Source organism: Streptomyces sp. NPDC003327 (assembly GCF_053589515.1).
Window position 1 is genome coordinate 1 of the sequence record NZ_JBSFSA010000057.1, and the last position, 15,044, is coordinate 15,044.

Consider the following 15,044-nt stretch of genomic DNA (forward strand, 5'->3'; position numbering starts at 1 on the left):
CCCTTCTATCCCCCGCCGCAATACCACCTGTTCCCCCACCCCCCGCTCCTCCGTTCTCCGTCGCCCCGCCGCCCCGGGCCGGCCGGTCACCCGCGGGTGACCGGCCGCTCCCACAGCGTGACCGCGTACCGGCTGCCGTCGGCGGCGAGCTTGCCGGGCTCCTCGCCGACCACCCGGTACCCCGCGGCCTCGTAGTACGTGCGCAGCCGCGGGTTGCTCGTCAGCGAGTCCAGCCGCGCCACCGAACGGCCGAGGGCGGCGATCCGCCCCTCCGCGTGCGCGAGCAGCGCCCGCCCCGTCCCGGCGGGCGCCGCCTCCCGGTCGGTCATCAGCCGGTGGACGTAGCCGGCCACGGGCGGCTGCGGGCCCCACGCCTGCTCGTCCTCCCACCACAGCTCGTACGCGCCGACCGCCCGCCCCTCGTGCAGGGCGAGCCAGACCTCGCCCACGGCGATCCGCTCGCGGAAGTGCCCGGCGTCGCGGGCCCCGGGCCGCCACTGCTCGACGCCGATGCGCACCAGCCAGGCGGCCACCCGGTCGAACAGCGCCACCAGAAGGTCGAGGTCGCGGTCGTCCGCCTGCCGGAAGGTCACTTGTGTCGTCATGGCGATCACCGTAAAGCTGTGGCCCGACCTTCGACTGACCGGGAGTGACCCCATGCCGCAGATCACCGTGGACTACTCCGCGCCGCTCGACCGGCGCGGCTTCGCGCTCGCCCTCCACCCGCTCGTCGCGAGAACCGTCGACACGCAGGTCGAGGCCTGCAAGACCCGCTTCCGGGAGGTCGAGGAGACGGTCGTCGGGGACGGCTCGGCCGAGGCCGCCGGCGTCCACGTCGAGATCGCCCTGCTCCCCGGCCGCACCGACGAGGCCAAGGCACGGCTCACCGAGGCCGTGCTCGCCCTGCTGCCGCACCACCTGAAGACCACCGACGGCGTGCTGCTCTTCGCCGAGGTCCGCGAGCTCGACGCCTCCTACCGCAGGAGCTGAGACGGTTCCGGGACCTGCGGCACGGGGGACGGTTCCCGCGGCACGTCCGGGACCTGCGGCACGAGGGCGACGAGCCGGGACACCAGCTCCCCGAACGGGCCGTCGGCCGGCTCGTCGGCGAGGATGCCGACCAGGATTGCCGCCATCTCCGCGTCGTACGCGGCGCTCACCGCCGCCAGCGCCGCGAAGTCGTGCACGAGCTGCAACTCCAGCTCGGCGCGCGGGACCCGGCGGCCGTCCAGCCACAGCAGCGCCGTCGACTCGGCGAGCGACACCCAGGACCGGACGACCAGTTCGAGCCGGGCCGAGGGCTCCTCGACCTCCAGGTGAGCCAGGATCTGCTCGTACGCGGCCTGCCGCACCTCGTCGATCATCGCGTTCGTGGTGGAGGAGCCCACCGCCGGACCGCCGCGCATCAGCGCCGCGAAACCGGGCCCGTGCTCGTCGACGAAGTCGAAGAACCGGCGCATCACCCGCAGCAGCCGCGCCCCGAGCGGCCCCCGCGGCGGCTCCACGAACCGGGCCGCCAGCTCGTCGGCCGCGCGCCGCAGCGCCGCCTCGTACAGGCTCTGCTTGCCGGGGAAGTAGTGGTAGACCAGCGGCCGCGAGATCCCCGCCGCGGCGGCGATCTCGTCGATGGACACCTCGTCGGGAGAGCGGTGGCTGAAGAGTTCGAGGGCAACCCCGATCAGCTGCTGCTTGCGCTCCTCGACGCCCATCCTGCGGCGTACCCCGGTCGTCATACGAACAGCCTAACGGGGTCCGTTACGCTCCTGCCCCATGAGCGCTTCCGACCAGCAGACCGCGGCCGCCGAGGCCGACGCGGCAGACGAGTTCGAGGAGACCGACGGTACGGACGAGGTTGAGGAAGGCGACGAGGCCGACGAGGCCGACGAGACGGTCTCCGCGTCCGGCCTCACGCCCAAGCAGGCACGGCGGCTGCGCGTCGCCGCCGCCTCCGTCCTGCTCGTCGCGATGGCCGTCGTCCTCGTCGTCCGTCTGGCGAGCCGCACGTCCGTCCTGGTCGTCGGGGTCTACGGCCTCGCCATGATCCTCTGCGGCGTCGTGATCGAGCTGTCCCGCAACGGCCGTACGCGGCTCGGCACCTGGCTCCTGGTGGGCGGTCTCCTCGCCGCGCTGGCCTTCGACTGGCTGATCCTGCCGTAGCGCCGTAGCGCCGCCCCGCCCCGCCCGCTTCTCAGAGGTCGAGGACCAGCCGCTTCCCGGCGCAGCGCGAGACGCAGATCAGCATCGAGCCGTCCCGCTCGGCGTCGGTGAGCAGATCGTCCCGGTGGTCGATCTCCCCCTCCACGACCCGCTGTTGGCAGGTCCCGCAGAAGCCCTGCGCGCAGGAGTACGGGACGTCCGGCAGCTCCTTGCGGACCGCGTCGAGGACCGTCTGGCCGGCCGCCACCGCCACCGTCCGCCCCGAGCGCCGCAGTTCGACCTCGAAGGGGGAGCCGCCGGTCGCCGTCGCCGCAGAGAACCGCTCGAAGCGCGCGTCCCGGCCCTCCGGCATCGCCGCGGCCACCGCGTCCATCAGCCCGTCGGGACCGCAGCAGTAGACGGCCGTCTCGGCGGGCACCGCCGCGAGGAACCCGAGCCCGGGCAGACCGGACTCGTCCTCGGCGACCACCGTCACCCGGTCGCCGAGCCGCTCGGCCTCCGCCAGGTACGGCATGGTGGTCCGGCTGCGGCCGCAGTACAGGAGCCGCCAGTCCGCCCCCGCGGCCTCCGCCGCGCGGACCATCGGCAGCACCGGGGTGATGCCGATGCCGCCGGCGACGAAGACGTACGCGGGCGCCGCGACGAGCGGGAAGCGGTTGCGCGGCCCCCGGATCTCGACCTCCGCGCCCGGACGCAGCCGCTCGTGGACCTCGCGCGAACCGCCGCGGCCGTGCTCGACGAGCCGCGTCGCCACGGTGTACGAGGACGGGTCGCCGGGATCGCCGCAGAGCGAGTACTGCCGCACGAGCCCCGAGGGGAGCACCAGGTCGATGTGGGCGCCCGGCTGCCAGGCGGGCAGCCCCTCGCCCTCCAGGCGCAGCTCGACGACCCCCTCGGCGGGCGTGTTCCGCCCGGCCACCCTGACCCTGCGGGGCACGGTGCGCCCGCGGCCGTACCCGGAGACGGGCTCCTCCAGGGCGGGCATCGGCCAGAGCGGGGCCGTCGACATCCGGCGGCGCACGGCGCGGCGGACGAGGAGCGCGGCGCCCGCGACGAGGGCGACGGTGGTCAACCGGGGCATCAGCGGCCTCCGTTGGCGCCGGGGGAGGAGGCGAGGTAGGCGAGTGCCTGGGCCGTGTCGCCCTCCTGGGAGGGGTGGTAGGACCGGCTCAGGTAGCGGGGTACGGAGCGGAGCATCGCCGGGGTGGACGGCAGCACGCCCTCGCGGCCCTTGCGGACGAAGTCCGCGAAGGAGGCCTTCGGGTCGAGGAGGCTCGGGTCGTTCTCCATGAAGAAGCGGACGCCCCGCTGCCAGAGGAAGACGAGCGCGGAGAAGGCCAGCGCCCAGGTCCGGGCGCGGCGCCGGTAGCCGCCGTCGAGGTGGGTGAAGAGTTCGAAGGCGACCGAGCGGTGCTCGACCTCCTCGGCCCCGTGCCAGCGCAGCAGGTCCAGCATCGTCGGGTCGGCACCGCGCCGGTCCAGCTCGTCGGCGTTGAGGACCCAGTCGCCGAGGAAGGCGGTGTAGTGCTCGATGGCGGCGATCAGCGCGACCCGCTCCATCAGCCACCAGCGGCGTGCCCGCCCCGGCGGCAGCGTGCGGTCGCCGAGCAGCTTCTCGAAGAACCAGTCGACCTGGGCGGTGTACGGGGTCGGGTCGAGGCCCAGTTTCCGCAGGTGGGGGAGGACGTCGTCGTGGGCCTGGGAGTGGACGGCCTCCTGGCCGACGAAGCCGACGACGTCCTCGCGCAGCCGGTCGTCGGTGATGTACGGCAGGGCCTGCTTGTACACGTGCACGAACCAGCGCTCGCCGGCGGGGAGCAGCAGGTGCAGCACGTTGATGGTGTGGGTGGTGAAGGGGTCGCCGGGGACCCAGTGGAGCGGGGTCCCCGTCCAGTCGAAGGAGACCTTGCGGGCCTTGAGCTCGACGTGTTCCGACGCCACCGGTGCAGGCTGCGTATTAGACATGGCGTCAATGTACTGATCGGTAGACGGTCGGGCCAGAGCCGTGCAGCGGCTTTCTCCGCGCGGGGGCGGTGCCGGTCGGGGCCCGCGGGCTCGGCGCGGGCGGCCGTTCGCGGTCCATTCCGGACGCCCGCTGGCCCGGCGCGGGCGGCCGCTCCCGGTCCTTCCCGGTCCCTTCCGGACGCCCGGGAACTCAGCGCAGGGCGGGCACCCGCGTTCCGTCCCGCAGGGTGCCGGTCAGCTCCGCGCGGGCGCCCGCCTCCGCCCGTACCGCCAGGACCCGACCGTCCGAGCGGCCCGTCACGCCCGCCGAGAGTTCGAGGGCGGTGAACTCCCGGCTGCCGGCCGCCAGGACGTACCAGGTGCCGCTCCTCGCCTGCCACAGGACGCCCGCGAGCACCCGCGGCTCGCGCACCCCGCACGCGGGCGACCCCTCGGACCGCGCGGCGAGCGCCGCCGGGGTCCCCGACGCGGACTTCGGCGCCTCCGGCGCCAGGAACTGGGCCAGGACCCGGCTGCCGGTGCCCCGCCAGGTCTCCGCGCGGGTGCACACCCACGAGGCCCGCCCCGCGTCCTCCGGCAGCGCCTGCTCCGCGAACCCCCAGGCGCTCACCGACCGCACCCCGTGCGCCCGCACCGCCGTCAGCCCGCAGGCCGTCCGCGCCCACGCCCGGCGCGCCTCGGCGCCCGTCGGGTCCACCGGGGCGTCCGGCGGCCCCCACAGCAGCCGGGCGGGCGCCAGCTCGCCCAGGTCGGTGAGGAGCCGCGTCCCCGAACCGTCCCGGACCTCAAGGGTGTTCCAGCGGGCGCACCCCTCGGCCTGCGCCGGGCTCGGCACCGGCTCGGTCACCCCGGAGGCGTCCCGCGCCAGCGGCCACGGCTCCTTGTCCGGCATCAGCAGGTCCCGCACCGCCGTCCCGCGCACCCAGGGCGCCGTCAGATAGCGGACGTTGCCGGCCGCGCGGGAGACGACGAGCGCCGCCCCGCCGACCGCGTCCGCGCCGTCCGTCCGCGCGAAGTCGAGCGCCGCGCCCGCCGTGCCCCGCACGGGCTCCGCGTACCGCACCGCCCGGAGCCCGTCGTGGAAGAGGACCACCCGGGCCCCGTCCACGACGCCCGCGAAGAGCAGCTGCGGCGGCCCCATCGGCGGCCCGACGGGAGTGCCCGGCGTCGCCGACGAACGCACGGCGGCGCTCGGCCGCGCCCACACGGCGAGCGCGCGCCGCAGCAGCGCCCGGTCGCCCGCGAGCGCGCCCCTGGCGGGCCACACGGAGAAGTCCCGCCGGGTCGAGACCCCCCAGGCGGCCGGGACGACGCGCTTGACCCGCCCCGGGTCGAGCGCCGCCTCCGCCGCCGGGTTGCGGGCGTACGAGGGCGCCGCGGCACCGTTCCTGCCCCAGCCGTCGCCCGGCAGCCCGAGCAGCGTCCCGCACACCACGAGTGCCGCCGCCGCGACCAGCGCGGCGCGGCCGTGCTGGCGCCGCCGCAGCAGGTCCGTCGGCCGCGCCTGGAGCGAGCACGGGTCGAACTCCGCCGACTCCAGGAGCGCCGCGCCGCCGACCCGTCCCGCGTCCGAGCGGTCGACGGCGTCGGCCTCGTCGAGCGCCGCCGCCGGGTCCGCGACCCCCGCCGCCGCGAGGACCCGCAGCACCTCGGCGTCGCCCTGTCGTTCCAGGCCGCGCAGCACGTACGCGGCGCGCCCCGGCCCCGAGAGCCCGGACAGCCGGTGGTCCAGGGCGAGTTCGTCGGCGCCGCCGGCCCGGGGGAACAGCCGCAGCCCCCACACCTGCGGCAGCAGCGGCGGGAACTGCGCCCGCCGGGGCAGGGCCCGGCGCCACAGCGGCTCCCCGGCGACCAGGGCCTGCCGCAGCACCTCGCCGCGCACGTACGCGTACCCGGGGTCGACCGCGTCCTCCGCCCGGCGCGGCCCGGGCACGGCGGCCCCGGCGACCCGCCGCCGGGGCAGGCCGCGCTGGACGAGCGCGTGCGCCGTCAGGACCCTGCGGTTGCGGCCGAGCGAGGACGGCAGCACGAGATAGGCGATCCGGACGAGCCGCGGATAGCGCTCGACGAGCGCGGCCTCGGCCTGCTCGACGTCGACGGGTCCCATGGGCGAGGGGGCGAGATCCTGGGTGCTCACGTTCAGCAGAACGAGCGATTCATCCGATGGTCACCCCGGGCCCGTGCCCCTGCCCGCCGACCGCGATCGAGTCCCGGTCGTGCCGTGGCGGAGCTCCGGCCGGGCCGCCGTCGCGGTGCGTTCGCGCGGCGGGTCAGGCCGCGTGGACCGTGAGGCGGGCGCGGACCAGCTCCGTCACCTCGTCCGGAACGCCGAGGCCGTCCCGTACGTACGCCTCCATCGAGCCGTGCCGGACCGCCACCTCGTCGAGGCCCGCGTCCAGGTACTCGGGCAGGACGCCGATCAGTTGGAGGGCGAGTTCCGGGTCGCCGCCCTGGGCCGTGAAGCCCTCGATCATCGGGGCGAACGCCTGCCGCACCGCCGTGTTGACCGACAGGTACTCGGCCCGCACGGTCTCCTCGTCCGCGCCGAGCAGGGACAGCACGACAACCGCCGCCCATCCCGTGCGGTCCTTGCCCGCCGTGCAGTGGAACAGCAGCGGCCCGGCGCCCGGAGTGCCCAGCTCCTGCAGGAGGGCGCGGTACGAGTCACGGGCGGAGTCGCTGGTCACGAAGGCGCGGTAGGTCCGCGCGAACGCCTTCCTCGCCCGCCCGCCGCCCAGGTGCTCCTGGGCCAGCGCCGGGTCGGTGAGCAGCGTCTTGAGCCGGCCGGCGGGCGGCAGCCCGCTGGTCGCCAGGTAGTCGGCGAGCACGTCGGCGACCCGCAGCCGGGCGCCGGGCGGCAGCCGGTCGGGCCGCTCGGCCCGCTCGGCCTCCGTGCGGAAGTCCACGACGGTACGGACGCCCAGGGCGGCCACGGCGGGTTCCGCCGGGTCCAGCCGGTCGAGCTGCGCCGAGCGCAGGACGAGCCCGGCGCGCACGGAGCGGCCGCGGCCGAGCGGGAGTCCGCCGAGGTCCCGGAGGTTGGCGACGGAGGCGGCGGGAATGGCGGGCATGTCGGCTGCTCCTCCGGTTCGTACGCTTTTCTGCCGACCGTAGTGGATCGTTCCGCTTCGGGCAGGTGGGGTGCGGTCTTCTGCCTCACCCGTCGGGGTGACACCATGGCGCACGATGACGAATGCCCGGTCGCCCCTGCGTGCCCTGCGAGCCGCCCTCTTCGCGGTGGTGTGCGTGGCACTGGCCGCCGTGGGGCATTCGTCCATGTCCGTCCACGACCTGGCGCCGTCCGCGCTGCTCGGCGCCTTCGCCGTGACCGCCCTCGCCGCGTGGGCCGCCGCCGGACGCCGCAGGGGAGCGCCGTCGATCGCCGGCGCGCTGCTCCTCCTCCAGGTCGGCCTGCACCTCGCCTTCTCCCTGACCGGCGCCCACTCCTCGCACGGCACGCCCGCCCACGCGGGCGGCGCCCCCGTCCCGCACGGCACCCCGCACGCCGTGCCGGGCATGCCGGGCATGGCGGGCATGGCGGGAACGGCGCCGGAGACCGCGGCCGACGGCACCGGCATGCTCGCCGCGCACCTGCTCGCCGCGCTCCTCTGCGGCCTCTGGCTCGCCCACGGCGAGGCCGCCCTCTTCACGCTCGCCCGCGCCGCCGTCGCCTACGCCTTCACCCCGCTGCGACTGCTGCTCGCCGTCGTCCGGGTCCCCGACGCCCCCCGCGGCCCCGCCCGCGCGACCCGCGCCGAGGCCCACCGCCCGCACACCGTCGTCCTCGCCCACGCCCTCTCCCGGCGCGGCCCGCCCCGGCTGTCCGCACCCCGCGCCACGGTCCTCGGAGCACACGTCTGACCCCGGGGGCCGCTTCCCCCTGTCGACACACACGACTCCAAGGACAGTCCGCCATGACCATCGACGATCTCGCGCGCCCGGAAACCCCCGGCACGCCACCGCCGTCGGACCCCGCCCCCGCCACCGGCCGCGACTCCACCTGGGCGGCCCTGCGCCCCCTCGTCCTGCGCGTCCACTTCTACGCGGGCGTGCTCGTCGCCCCCTTCCTCCTCGTCGCCGCCCTCAGCGGCCTCCTCTACGCCCTCTCCTTCCAGGCCGAGAAGGTGGTGTACGCCCACGAGCTGGAGGTTCCCGTCGGCGACACCGTCCTCCCGCTCTCCCAGCAGGTCGCCCTCGCCCGCAAGGTGAACCCCAACGGCACCGTCACCGCCGTCTGGCCCGGCGCCGAACCCGGCGCGACCACCCGCGTCCTGATGGCCGACCCCGACGTGCCCGAGGGCACCTCGCTCGCCGTCTTCGTCGACCCGTACACCGGCGACGTCCGCGGCCAGCTCCCCAGCTACGGCGGCTCCGGCGCGCTCCCGCTGCGCACCTGGGTCGACGACCTCCACCGCGACCTGCGCCTCGGCGACGTCGGCCGCCACTACAGCGAACTCGCCGCGAGCTGGCTCTGGGTGGTCGTCCTCGGCGGACTGCTGCTCTGGTTCGGCCGCCGCCGCAAGAACCGCCGCGCCCTGGTCCTGCCCGAGCGCGGCACCGCGTCCCGCCGCCGCACCCTCTCCTGGCACGGCTCGGTCGGCCTGTGGGCGGCGCTCGGCCTGCTGCTGCTCTCCGCCACAGGACTGACCTGGTCCCGGTACGCCGGCGAGAACATCGGCGTCCTCCAGGACGGCCTCGGCGGCGCCACCCCGACCCTCTCCGCAGGCGTCGACGGGGGAGCGGGCGACGCCTCCGGGCACGAGGGCCACGGCGGCGCCCACCACGGCACCGCCACCCCGCAGGGCGCGGACATCGGCGTCGACCGGGCCCTCGAGGCGGCCCGCGCGGCCGGCATCGACAGCCCGCGCGTCTCCGTCACGCTGCCCACCGACGGCACGGGGTATGTGGTCAAGGAGACCGACACCCAGTACCCCGTCCAGCTCGACTCGGTGGCCGTGAACCCGGCCGACGGGGCCGTCCTCGACAGCCTGCGCTTCGCCGACTACCCGGTCCTCGCCAAGCTCACCCGCTTCGGCATCGACACCCACACCGGCGTCTTCCTGGGCCTGTTCAACCAGCTCGCCCTGGCCGCCCTCGCGCTCTGCCTGATCCTGCTGATCCTCTGGGGCTACCGCATGTGGTGGCTGCGCCGCCCCGGGCGTCCGGTCGCGCGCGGCGCCTGGCGGAAGGTGCCGGTGACCCTGCTGCTGCCGCTCGCGGCGGGCACGGCCCTGGTGGCGTGGTTCGTCCCGCTGCTCGGCGTCAGCCTGCTGCTGTTCCTCGCCGTCGACCTCGGCCTCGGCCTGGCGGCGAGGCTGAGGTCCCGGCGAACCGCCTGATCAGGGGATGTACTTGTAGCCGACCCGCCGCACGGTCTGGATCGTGCGGCGGTGCTCGGCCCCCAGCTTCCGCCGCAGCCGGGCCACGTGCACGTCGACCGTACGGCCGTCGCCGACGTGCCCGTACCCCCACACCGTCGTGACCAACTGGTCCCGCGTGTGCACCCGGTGGGGGTGCGCCACGAGATGGGCGAGCAGCTCGAACTCCAGATACGTCAGGTCGAGCGCCCGCCCGTCCACGCGGGCGATCCGCTGGACGGCGTCGATCGCGACGGGACCCTCGGCGGCGCCGGGGCCGTCGGCGACACCCGGACCGGCCTGCGGCGCGACGGACGCGACGGACGGGGCGGGCGCGACACGTGCGGCGGCCGGGGCGGGCGCCTGCCGGTCGGCGGGCAGCAGCACCAGGTACCCGACCATCGGCGGGCGGCCCGGCAGCGTCGGCAGGGCGTGCGGAGGAGCGGGCAGCAGCGTGGCGCCCGGCGGCAGGAAGTCCGCCACCTGCGCGAGGTCGAGGACCTCGTCGGGCGCGACGGCGCGCAGCCGGGGACGGAGGGAGGGGAGCGGGGCGGCGGTCTGGGTGTGGGCCATGGAAGCTCAGCTCTTTCGCGCGGGAAGCGGACGGACGGTCAGGCGTCGTACGTCATGCGCGGCGGCCGAAGGCCGGGACCGGAATCCGTCCGGTCGTGGCTTTAGGGGGCCGACGCGTTCCTCACGCGCCGACAGCACCGGTCGAAGTCGTGGTGCTGCCGGGAAGGCCAGAACGGCTCGAGGTCGAGGCGACCCCGCGCGCTGCTGTTCCGCTCTGTCCTTGCCATATCCCTATTAAACCAGGAGGGAAGGGCCCTGGGCAGTCCCGGGGCAGCCCCGGACCGCTGTTGCGCTGCCCACATGCCGGAAGGGGGCGCCCACCGTACGGAACGGCGGGCGCCCCCTCAACGGGCGCGCGACAGCGGGCGGATCAGACCTGGCCGGCCTTCTCCAGGGCCTCGCAGCAGGTGTCCACGATGAGACGGGTCACCACGTACGGGTCCACGTTCGCGTTCGGGCGACGGTCCTCGATGTAGCCCTTCCGGTCCTGCTCGACCTGCCACGGGATGCGGACCGAGGCGCCGCGGTCGGAGACGCCGTACGAGTACTCGTCCCACGGAGCGGTCTCGTGCAGACCCGTCAGGCGCTCGTCGATGCCGGCGCCGTAGTTCTTGACGTGGTCGAGCGGCTTCGAGCCCTCGCCGAGGGCCTCGCAGGCGGTGATGATGGCGTCGTAGCCCTCGCGCATCGCCTTCGTGGAGAAGTTGGTGTGCGCGCCCGCGCCGTTCCAGTCGCCCTTCACCGGCTTGGGGTCGAGCGTCGCGGCGACGTCGAAGTCCTCCGCCGTGCGGTAGAGCAGCCAGCGGGCGATCCACAGCTGGTCCGAGACCTCCAGCGGCGACAGCGGGCCGACCTGGAACTCCCACTGGCCCGGCATGACCTCGGCGTTGATGCCGGAGATGCCCAGGCCCGCCTTGAGGCAGTTCTCCAGGTGCGCCTCGACGATCGGACGGCCGTGGATCTCGTCCACGCCGACGCCGCAGTAGTAACCGCCCTGCGGGGCCGGGAAGCCGTTGACCGGGAAGCCGAGCGGGCGGGTGCCGTCGAAGAAGGTGTACTCCTGCTCGATGCCGAAGATCGACTCCTGCGCGGCGTACTTGGTGGCGACCTCGACCAGCGCGGCGCGGGTGTTGGAGGAGTGCGGGGTCATGTCCGTGTTGAGGACCTCGCAGAGCACCAGGATGTCGTTGCCGCCGCGGATCGGGTCCGGGCAGGAGAACACCGGCTTGAGCACGCGGTCCGAGGCGTGGCCCTCGGCCTGGTTGGTGCTGGAACCGTCGAAGCCCCAGATCGGCAGCTCCTCGAGGGCGAGGCCCTCACCGGCGATGATCTTCGTCTTGGAACGAAGCTTCGCGGTCGGCTCGGTGCCGTCGATCCAGATGTACTCAGCCTTGAAGGTCACGGGTCTCATCCTTTGGCGTGCTGCTGCGGGGCTCCGCTGCGGCTCGCGGCACTGCGAGAAGCTGCGGTCCGGAGCGCCGACTGCGCTCCCGGTGTTCGACCGCAGCTTCCCAACACGGGATTTCCCGACGGTTGCCCGTTTGTGAACCCCGTGTTACTCGCCCTTCCGCCGCCGACCCGGACCCCCGTGCGAAGCCTCCGCGGAACCCGTTCGTATACGGGGCGGGCCGTCGGCGGCGGCGGTCGGCCCTGTTGTCGGTGGCGACCGGCAGACTGGGGCCATGGCGCACACCCCGGCCGGCAGGCCCCGCATCGGACTCCTCGGCACCGGCCCCTGGGCCGCCCGCACCCACGCGCCCGCGCTCGCCGCCCACGAAGGCGTCGAGTTCACGGGCGTCTGGGGCAGACGCCCCGCCGCGGCGCGCGAACTCGCCGCCGCCTTCGGGACCCGCCCGTACGAGGACGTGGACGCCCTCCTCGCCGACTGCGACGCCGTCGCGCTCGCCCTCCCGCCGGACGTCCAGGCCCCGCTGGCCGTGCGCGCCGCGCAGGCCGGACGGCACGTTCTGCTCGACAAGCCGGTCGCCACGACCGCGGCGGCGGCCCGCACGGTCAGCCGGGCCGTCGAGGCGGCCGGAGTCGCCTCGGTCGTCTTCTGCACCCTCCGCTTCGCCGCGCCGACCGCCGACTGGATCGAGCGGCAGGCCGCCGCGGGCGGCTGGTTCCTCGGCGAGGCCCACTGGCTCGGCTCGCTCTACGGCCCCGGCTCCGACAGCCCGTACGCCGCCTCGCCCTGGCGGCGCGAGAAGGGCGGCCTCTGGGACGTCGGCCCCCACGTCCTCTCCGTCTACCTACCGATCCTCGGCGACGTCACCGCGGTGACCGCCGCCACCGGCCCGCACGGCACCCACCACCTGGTCCTGCGCCACGACTCCGGCGCGAGCAGCACGGCCACCCTCACCCTCGGCGCGCCCCCACAGGCGGCCGGGACGGCCCTCACCCTCCACGGCACCGCGGGCCGTGCCGAACTCCCCGCCTGGAACGGCGCGGTCGACGCCTTCGCCGCGGCGGTCGACGCCCTCCTCACGGCGGCCCGCACCGACACCCCCCACCCCTGCGACGCCCGCTTCGGCCTGCGCCTCACCGAGATCCTGGAACGGGCGGAACACGCCGCCGGCTCCCCGGCCTGACCGGCACCGGCCCCTCCGGTGCCGGTGCCGGTCAGGACATCAGCGGGACAGGGCGTCCCGCACGGCCTCCTCGGAGCGGCCGACGACGGCCGTCCCGTCCTCGGCCGTGATGATCGGCCGCTGGATGAGCTTCGGGTGCGCGGACAGCGCCTCGACCCACTGGTCCCGGTGCTCCGCGTCCCGCGGCCACTCCTTCACGCCGAGCTCCTTGGCGACGGCCTCCTGGGTCCTGGTGATGTCCCAGGGCTCCAGCCCGAGCCGGTCGAGGACCCGCCGGATCTCGTCGGGCGTGGGCACGTCCTCCAGATAGCGGCGGACGGTGTAGTCGGCACCCTCGGCGTCGAGGAGGGTGAGGGCGCTGCGGCACTTGGAACAGGCGGGATTGATCCAGATCTCCATGCCCCACACGGTACCCCCCCGAGCCCTCACCACCACCCCCCAAACCCCCTCTGGCCAGGGGCGATTGTCAGTGGGGGCGACTAAAATGGGGGGTACAAGCGAGGGCCCCGGGGAGGGTCCGCGCCCACCGTTCGCCAGGAGGTAGCCCATGGCTCTCGCCGTGATCCGGACGCCGTCCCTCGAACCCTGGAAGCCGCTCCAGAAGAAGCCGCTCCCCGCGGGCCGCCCCCGCGAGTGGTACGTGACGCACAACCGGCGCCTGAAGGCGATGCGCCTCGCGATCGCCCTGCTCGACGCGGGGGTCTACGTCCCGTCGAAGGCCACCGACACGACCATACGCACCACGGCCCAGCACCTCGGCATCCACCCGCCGTCCGACACCACCTGCCGCATGGTCCGCGCCTTCATCCGCTACGGCCGCTGACGCGGCCGGGCCCCGGCCCCGCCCCCGCACGCGGCGAGGGCCGCCGCTCCCGGAAGTCCGGGGGCGGCGGCCCTCGTGCGTGAGGCCGCGCGGTTTAGAGGTCGAAGTAGAGCTCGAACTCGTGCGGGTGCGGGCGCAGCTGGATCGGGGCGATCTCGTTGGTGCGCTTGTAGTCGATCCAGGTCTCGATCAGGTCCGAGGTGAAGACGCCGCCGGCCTGCAGGTACTCGTTGTCCTCCTCAAGGGCGGAGAGGACGGCCTCCAGGTTGGTCGGGACCTGCGGGACGTTGGCGTGCTCCTCGGGAGCCAGCTCGTACAGGTCCTTGTCGATCGGCTCCATCGGCTCGATCTTGTTCTTGATGCCGTCGAGGCCCGCGAGGAGCAGCGCCGAGAAGGCGAGGTACGGGTTCGAGGACGGGTCCGGCGCGCGGAACTCGACGCGCTTGGCCTTCGGGTTCGAGCCGGTGATCGGGATGCGCATGGCGGCGGAGCGGTTGCGCTGCGAGTACACCATGTTGACCGGGGCCTCGAAGCCCGGGACCAGGCGGTGGTACGAGTTCACCGTCGGGTTGGTGAAGGCGAGCAGCGACGGGGCGTGCTTGAGGATGCCGCCGATGTAGTAGCGGGCGGTGTCCGAGAGGCCCGCGTAGCCCGTCTCGTCGTAGAACAGCGGCTCGCCGTTCGACCACAGCGACTGGTGGACGTGCATGCCCGAGCCGTTGTCGCCGAAGATCGGCTTCGGCATGAAGGTCGCGGTCTTGCCGTTGCGCCAGGCGACGTTCTTCACGATGTACTTGAAGAGCATCAGGTCGTCGGCGGCGGCGAGCAGCGTGTTGAACTTGTAGTTGATCTCGGCCTGGCCGGCGGTGCCGACCTCGTGGTGCTGGCGCTCGACCTGCAGGCCGACGTTCTCCAGCTCCAGGGAGATCTCCGAGCGCAGGTCGGCGAAGTGGTCGACCGGCGGGGCCGGGAAGTAGCCGCCCTTGTAGCGGACCTTGTAACCCCGGTTGTCCTCCACCTTGCCGGTGTTCCAGGCGCCGGCCTCGGAGTCGATGTGGTAGAAGCCCTGGTTCGCCGAGGTCTCGAAGCGGACCGAGTCGAAGACGTAGAACTCCGCCTCGGGGCCGAAGAACGCGGTGTCGGCGATGCCGGTGGAGGCGAGGTACGCCTCGGCCTTCTTCGCGATGTTCCGCGGGTCACGGCTGTACTGCTCGCCCGTGATCGGGTCGTGGATGAAGAAGTTGATGTTCAGCGTCTTGTCGCGGCGGAAGGGGTCCAGGCGGGCCGTCGACAGGTCGGCGCGGAGCGCCATGTCCGACTCGTGGATGGCCTGGAAACCGCGGATCGACGAGCCGTCGAAGGCCAGCTCCTCCGCCGGGTCGAAGGCCGTCGCCGGGATCGTGAAGTGCTGCATCACGCCCGGAAGGTCGCAGAACCGGACGTCGACCATCTTGACGTCGTTGTCCTTGATGAACTTCTGGACCTCGTCGGCGTTCTGGAACCCGTGCTTCTGGGACATCCAACTCCTCCTACTCCCGGCCCGGGGAGGGGCGGGGTTGCAGCTCGGTCGTGCGGCCA

The 15,044-nt window shown here is 74.3% G+C and carries 16 protein-coding genes; 6 read left to right on the forward strand and 10 right to left on the reverse strand.

Annotated features, from left to right (window positions below):
* Positions 1 to 86: 86 nt before the first annotated feature.
* Positions 87 to 605 carry a GNAT family N-acetyltransferase gene (locus ACWDVG_RS28735; protein ID WP_451703412.1) on the reverse strand — a complete coding sequence of 173 codons (519 nt, stop codon included), beginning with the start codon at positions 603 to 605 and terminating at the stop codon, positions 87 to 89.
* A 52-nt stretch (positions 606 to 657) separates the two neighbouring features.
* On the opposite strand from ACWDVG_RS28735, the gene ACWDVG_RS28740 reads away from it, so the two are divergent.
* Positions 658 to 990, forward strand: coding sequence for a 5-carboxymethyl-2-hydroxymuconate Delta-isomerase (locus ACWDVG_RS28740; protein ID WP_451703467.1), 333 nt, complete (start codon positions 658 to 660; stop codon positions 988 to 990).
* On the opposite strand, the gene ACWDVG_RS28745 is transcribed toward ACWDVG_RS28740, so the two are convergent.
* Complete coding sequence (locus ACWDVG_RS28745; RefSeq protein WP_451703414.1) at positions 975 to 1,733, reverse strand: TetR/AcrR family transcriptional regulator; 759 nt, start codon at positions 1,731 to 1,733, stop codon at positions 975 to 977. The genes ACWDVG_RS28740 and ACWDVG_RS28745 overlap by 16 nt on opposite strands.
* 37 nt (positions 1,734 to 1,770) lie before the next feature.
* On the opposite strand from ACWDVG_RS28745, the gene ACWDVG_RS28750 reads away from it, so the two are divergent.
* On the forward strand, positions 1,771 to 2,157 hold the full coding sequence (locus ACWDVG_RS28750) for a hypothetical protein (RefSeq protein ID WP_451703416.1): 387 nt from the start codon (positions 1,771 to 1,773) through the stop codon (positions 2,155 to 2,157).
* A gap of 31 nt (positions 2,158 to 2,188) precedes the next feature.
* Here ACWDVG_RS28750 and ACWDVG_RS28755 read toward each other — a convergent pair whose 3' ends face one another.
* The 4 genes from ACWDVG_RS28755 to ACWDVG_RS28770 all read right to left on the reverse strand — a co-directional run bounded on the left by ACWDVG_RS28755 (position 2,189) and on the right by ACWDVG_RS28770 (position 7,193).
* Complete coding sequence (locus tag ACWDVG_RS28755; RefSeq protein ID WP_451703418.1) at positions 2,189 to 3,238, reverse strand: PDR/VanB family oxidoreductase; 1,050 nt, start codon at positions 3,236 to 3,238, stop codon at positions 2,189 to 2,191.
* Positions 3,238 to 4,122, reverse strand: coding sequence for a metal-dependent hydrolase (locus ACWDVG_RS28760; protein WP_451703419.1), 885 nt, complete (start codon positions 4,120 to 4,122; stop codon positions 3,238 to 3,240). Before ACWDVG_RS28760 ends, ACWDVG_RS28755 begins: the two co-directional genes overlap by 1 nt.
* Positions 4,123 to 4,312: 190 nt before the next feature.
* Entirely contained in the window at positions 4,313 to 6,229 is a 1,917-nt protein-coding gene (locus ACWDVG_RS28765; RefSeq protein WP_451703469.1) for a hypothetical protein, read from the reverse strand.
* Between the two features lie 163 nt (positions 6,230 to 6,392).
* Positions 6,393 to 7,193, reverse strand: coding sequence for a tyrosine-protein phosphatase (locus ACWDVG_RS28770; protein ID WP_451703420.1), 801 nt, complete (start codon positions 7,191 to 7,193; stop codon positions 6,393 to 6,395).
* Between the two features lie 115 nt (positions 7,194 to 7,308).
* Between ACWDVG_RS28770 and ACWDVG_RS28775 the strand changes: the two genes are divergently transcribed.
* Positions 7,309 to 7,983, forward strand: a complete 675-nt coding sequence (locus tag ACWDVG_RS28775) for a hypothetical protein (RefSeq protein ID WP_451703421.1) — start codon at positions 7,309 to 7,311, stop codon at positions 7,981 to 7,983.
* A 53-nt stretch (positions 7,984 to 8,036) separates the two neighbouring features.
* On the forward strand, positions 8,037 to 9,461 hold the full coding sequence (locus ACWDVG_RS28780) for a PepSY-associated TM helix domain-containing protein (protein WP_451703423.1): 1,425 nt from the start codon (positions 8,037 to 8,039) through the stop codon (positions 9,459 to 9,461).
* Here ACWDVG_RS28780 and ACWDVG_RS28785 read toward each other — a convergent pair whose 3' ends face one another.
* Positions 9,462 to 10,052 carry a winged helix-turn-helix domain-containing protein gene (locus ACWDVG_RS28785; protein WP_451703425.1) on the reverse strand — a complete coding sequence of 197 codons (591 nt, stop codon included), beginning with the start codon at positions 10,050 to 10,052 and terminating at the stop codon, positions 9,462 to 9,464. It lies immediately after the preceding gene.
* A 370-nt stretch (positions 10,053 to 10,422) separates the two neighbouring features.
* On the reverse strand, positions 10,423 to 11,454 hold the full coding sequence (glnII, locus tag ACWDVG_RS28790; RefSeq protein WP_451703426.1) for a glutamine synthetase: 1,032 nt from the start codon (positions 11,452 to 11,454) through the stop codon (positions 10,423 to 10,425).
* A gap of 280 nt (positions 11,455 to 11,734) precedes the next feature.
* Here glnII and ACWDVG_RS28795 point away from each other — a divergent pair, with 280 nt between their 5' ends.
* Complete coding sequence (locus ACWDVG_RS28795) at positions 11,735 to 12,643, forward strand: Gfo/Idh/MocA family protein (RefSeq protein ID WP_451703427.1); 909 nt, start codon at positions 11,735 to 11,737, stop codon at positions 12,641 to 12,643.
* Between the two features lie 39 nt (positions 12,644 to 12,682).
* Here ACWDVG_RS28795 and ACWDVG_RS28800 read toward each other — a convergent pair whose 3' ends face one another.
* The gene (locus ACWDVG_RS28800) at positions 12,683 to 13,042 is read right to left on the reverse strand and encodes an ArsC/Spx/MgsR family protein (RefSeq protein WP_451703430.1); all 360 of its coding nucleotides are present in this window, start codon (positions 13,040 to 13,042) and stop codon (positions 12,683 to 12,685) included.
* A 148-nt stretch (positions 13,043 to 13,190) separates the two neighbouring features.
* Between ACWDVG_RS28800 and ACWDVG_RS28805 the strand changes: the two genes are divergently transcribed.
* Positions 13,191 to 13,466 carry a hypothetical protein gene (locus ACWDVG_RS28805; RefSeq protein WP_451703431.1) on the forward strand — a complete coding sequence of 92 codons (276 nt, stop codon included), beginning with the start codon at positions 13,191 to 13,193 and terminating at the stop codon, positions 13,464 to 13,466.
* Between the two features lie 94 nt (positions 13,467 to 13,560).
* Here ACWDVG_RS28805 and glnA read toward each other — a convergent pair whose 3' ends face one another.
* Positions 13,561 to 14,985, reverse strand: coding sequence for a type I glutamate--ammonia ligase (gene glnA, locus ACWDVG_RS28810; RefSeq protein ID WP_451703433.1), 1,425 nt, complete (start codon positions 14,983 to 14,985; stop codon positions 13,561 to 13,563).
* Between the last annotated feature and the right edge of the window lie 59 nt (positions 14,986 to 15,044).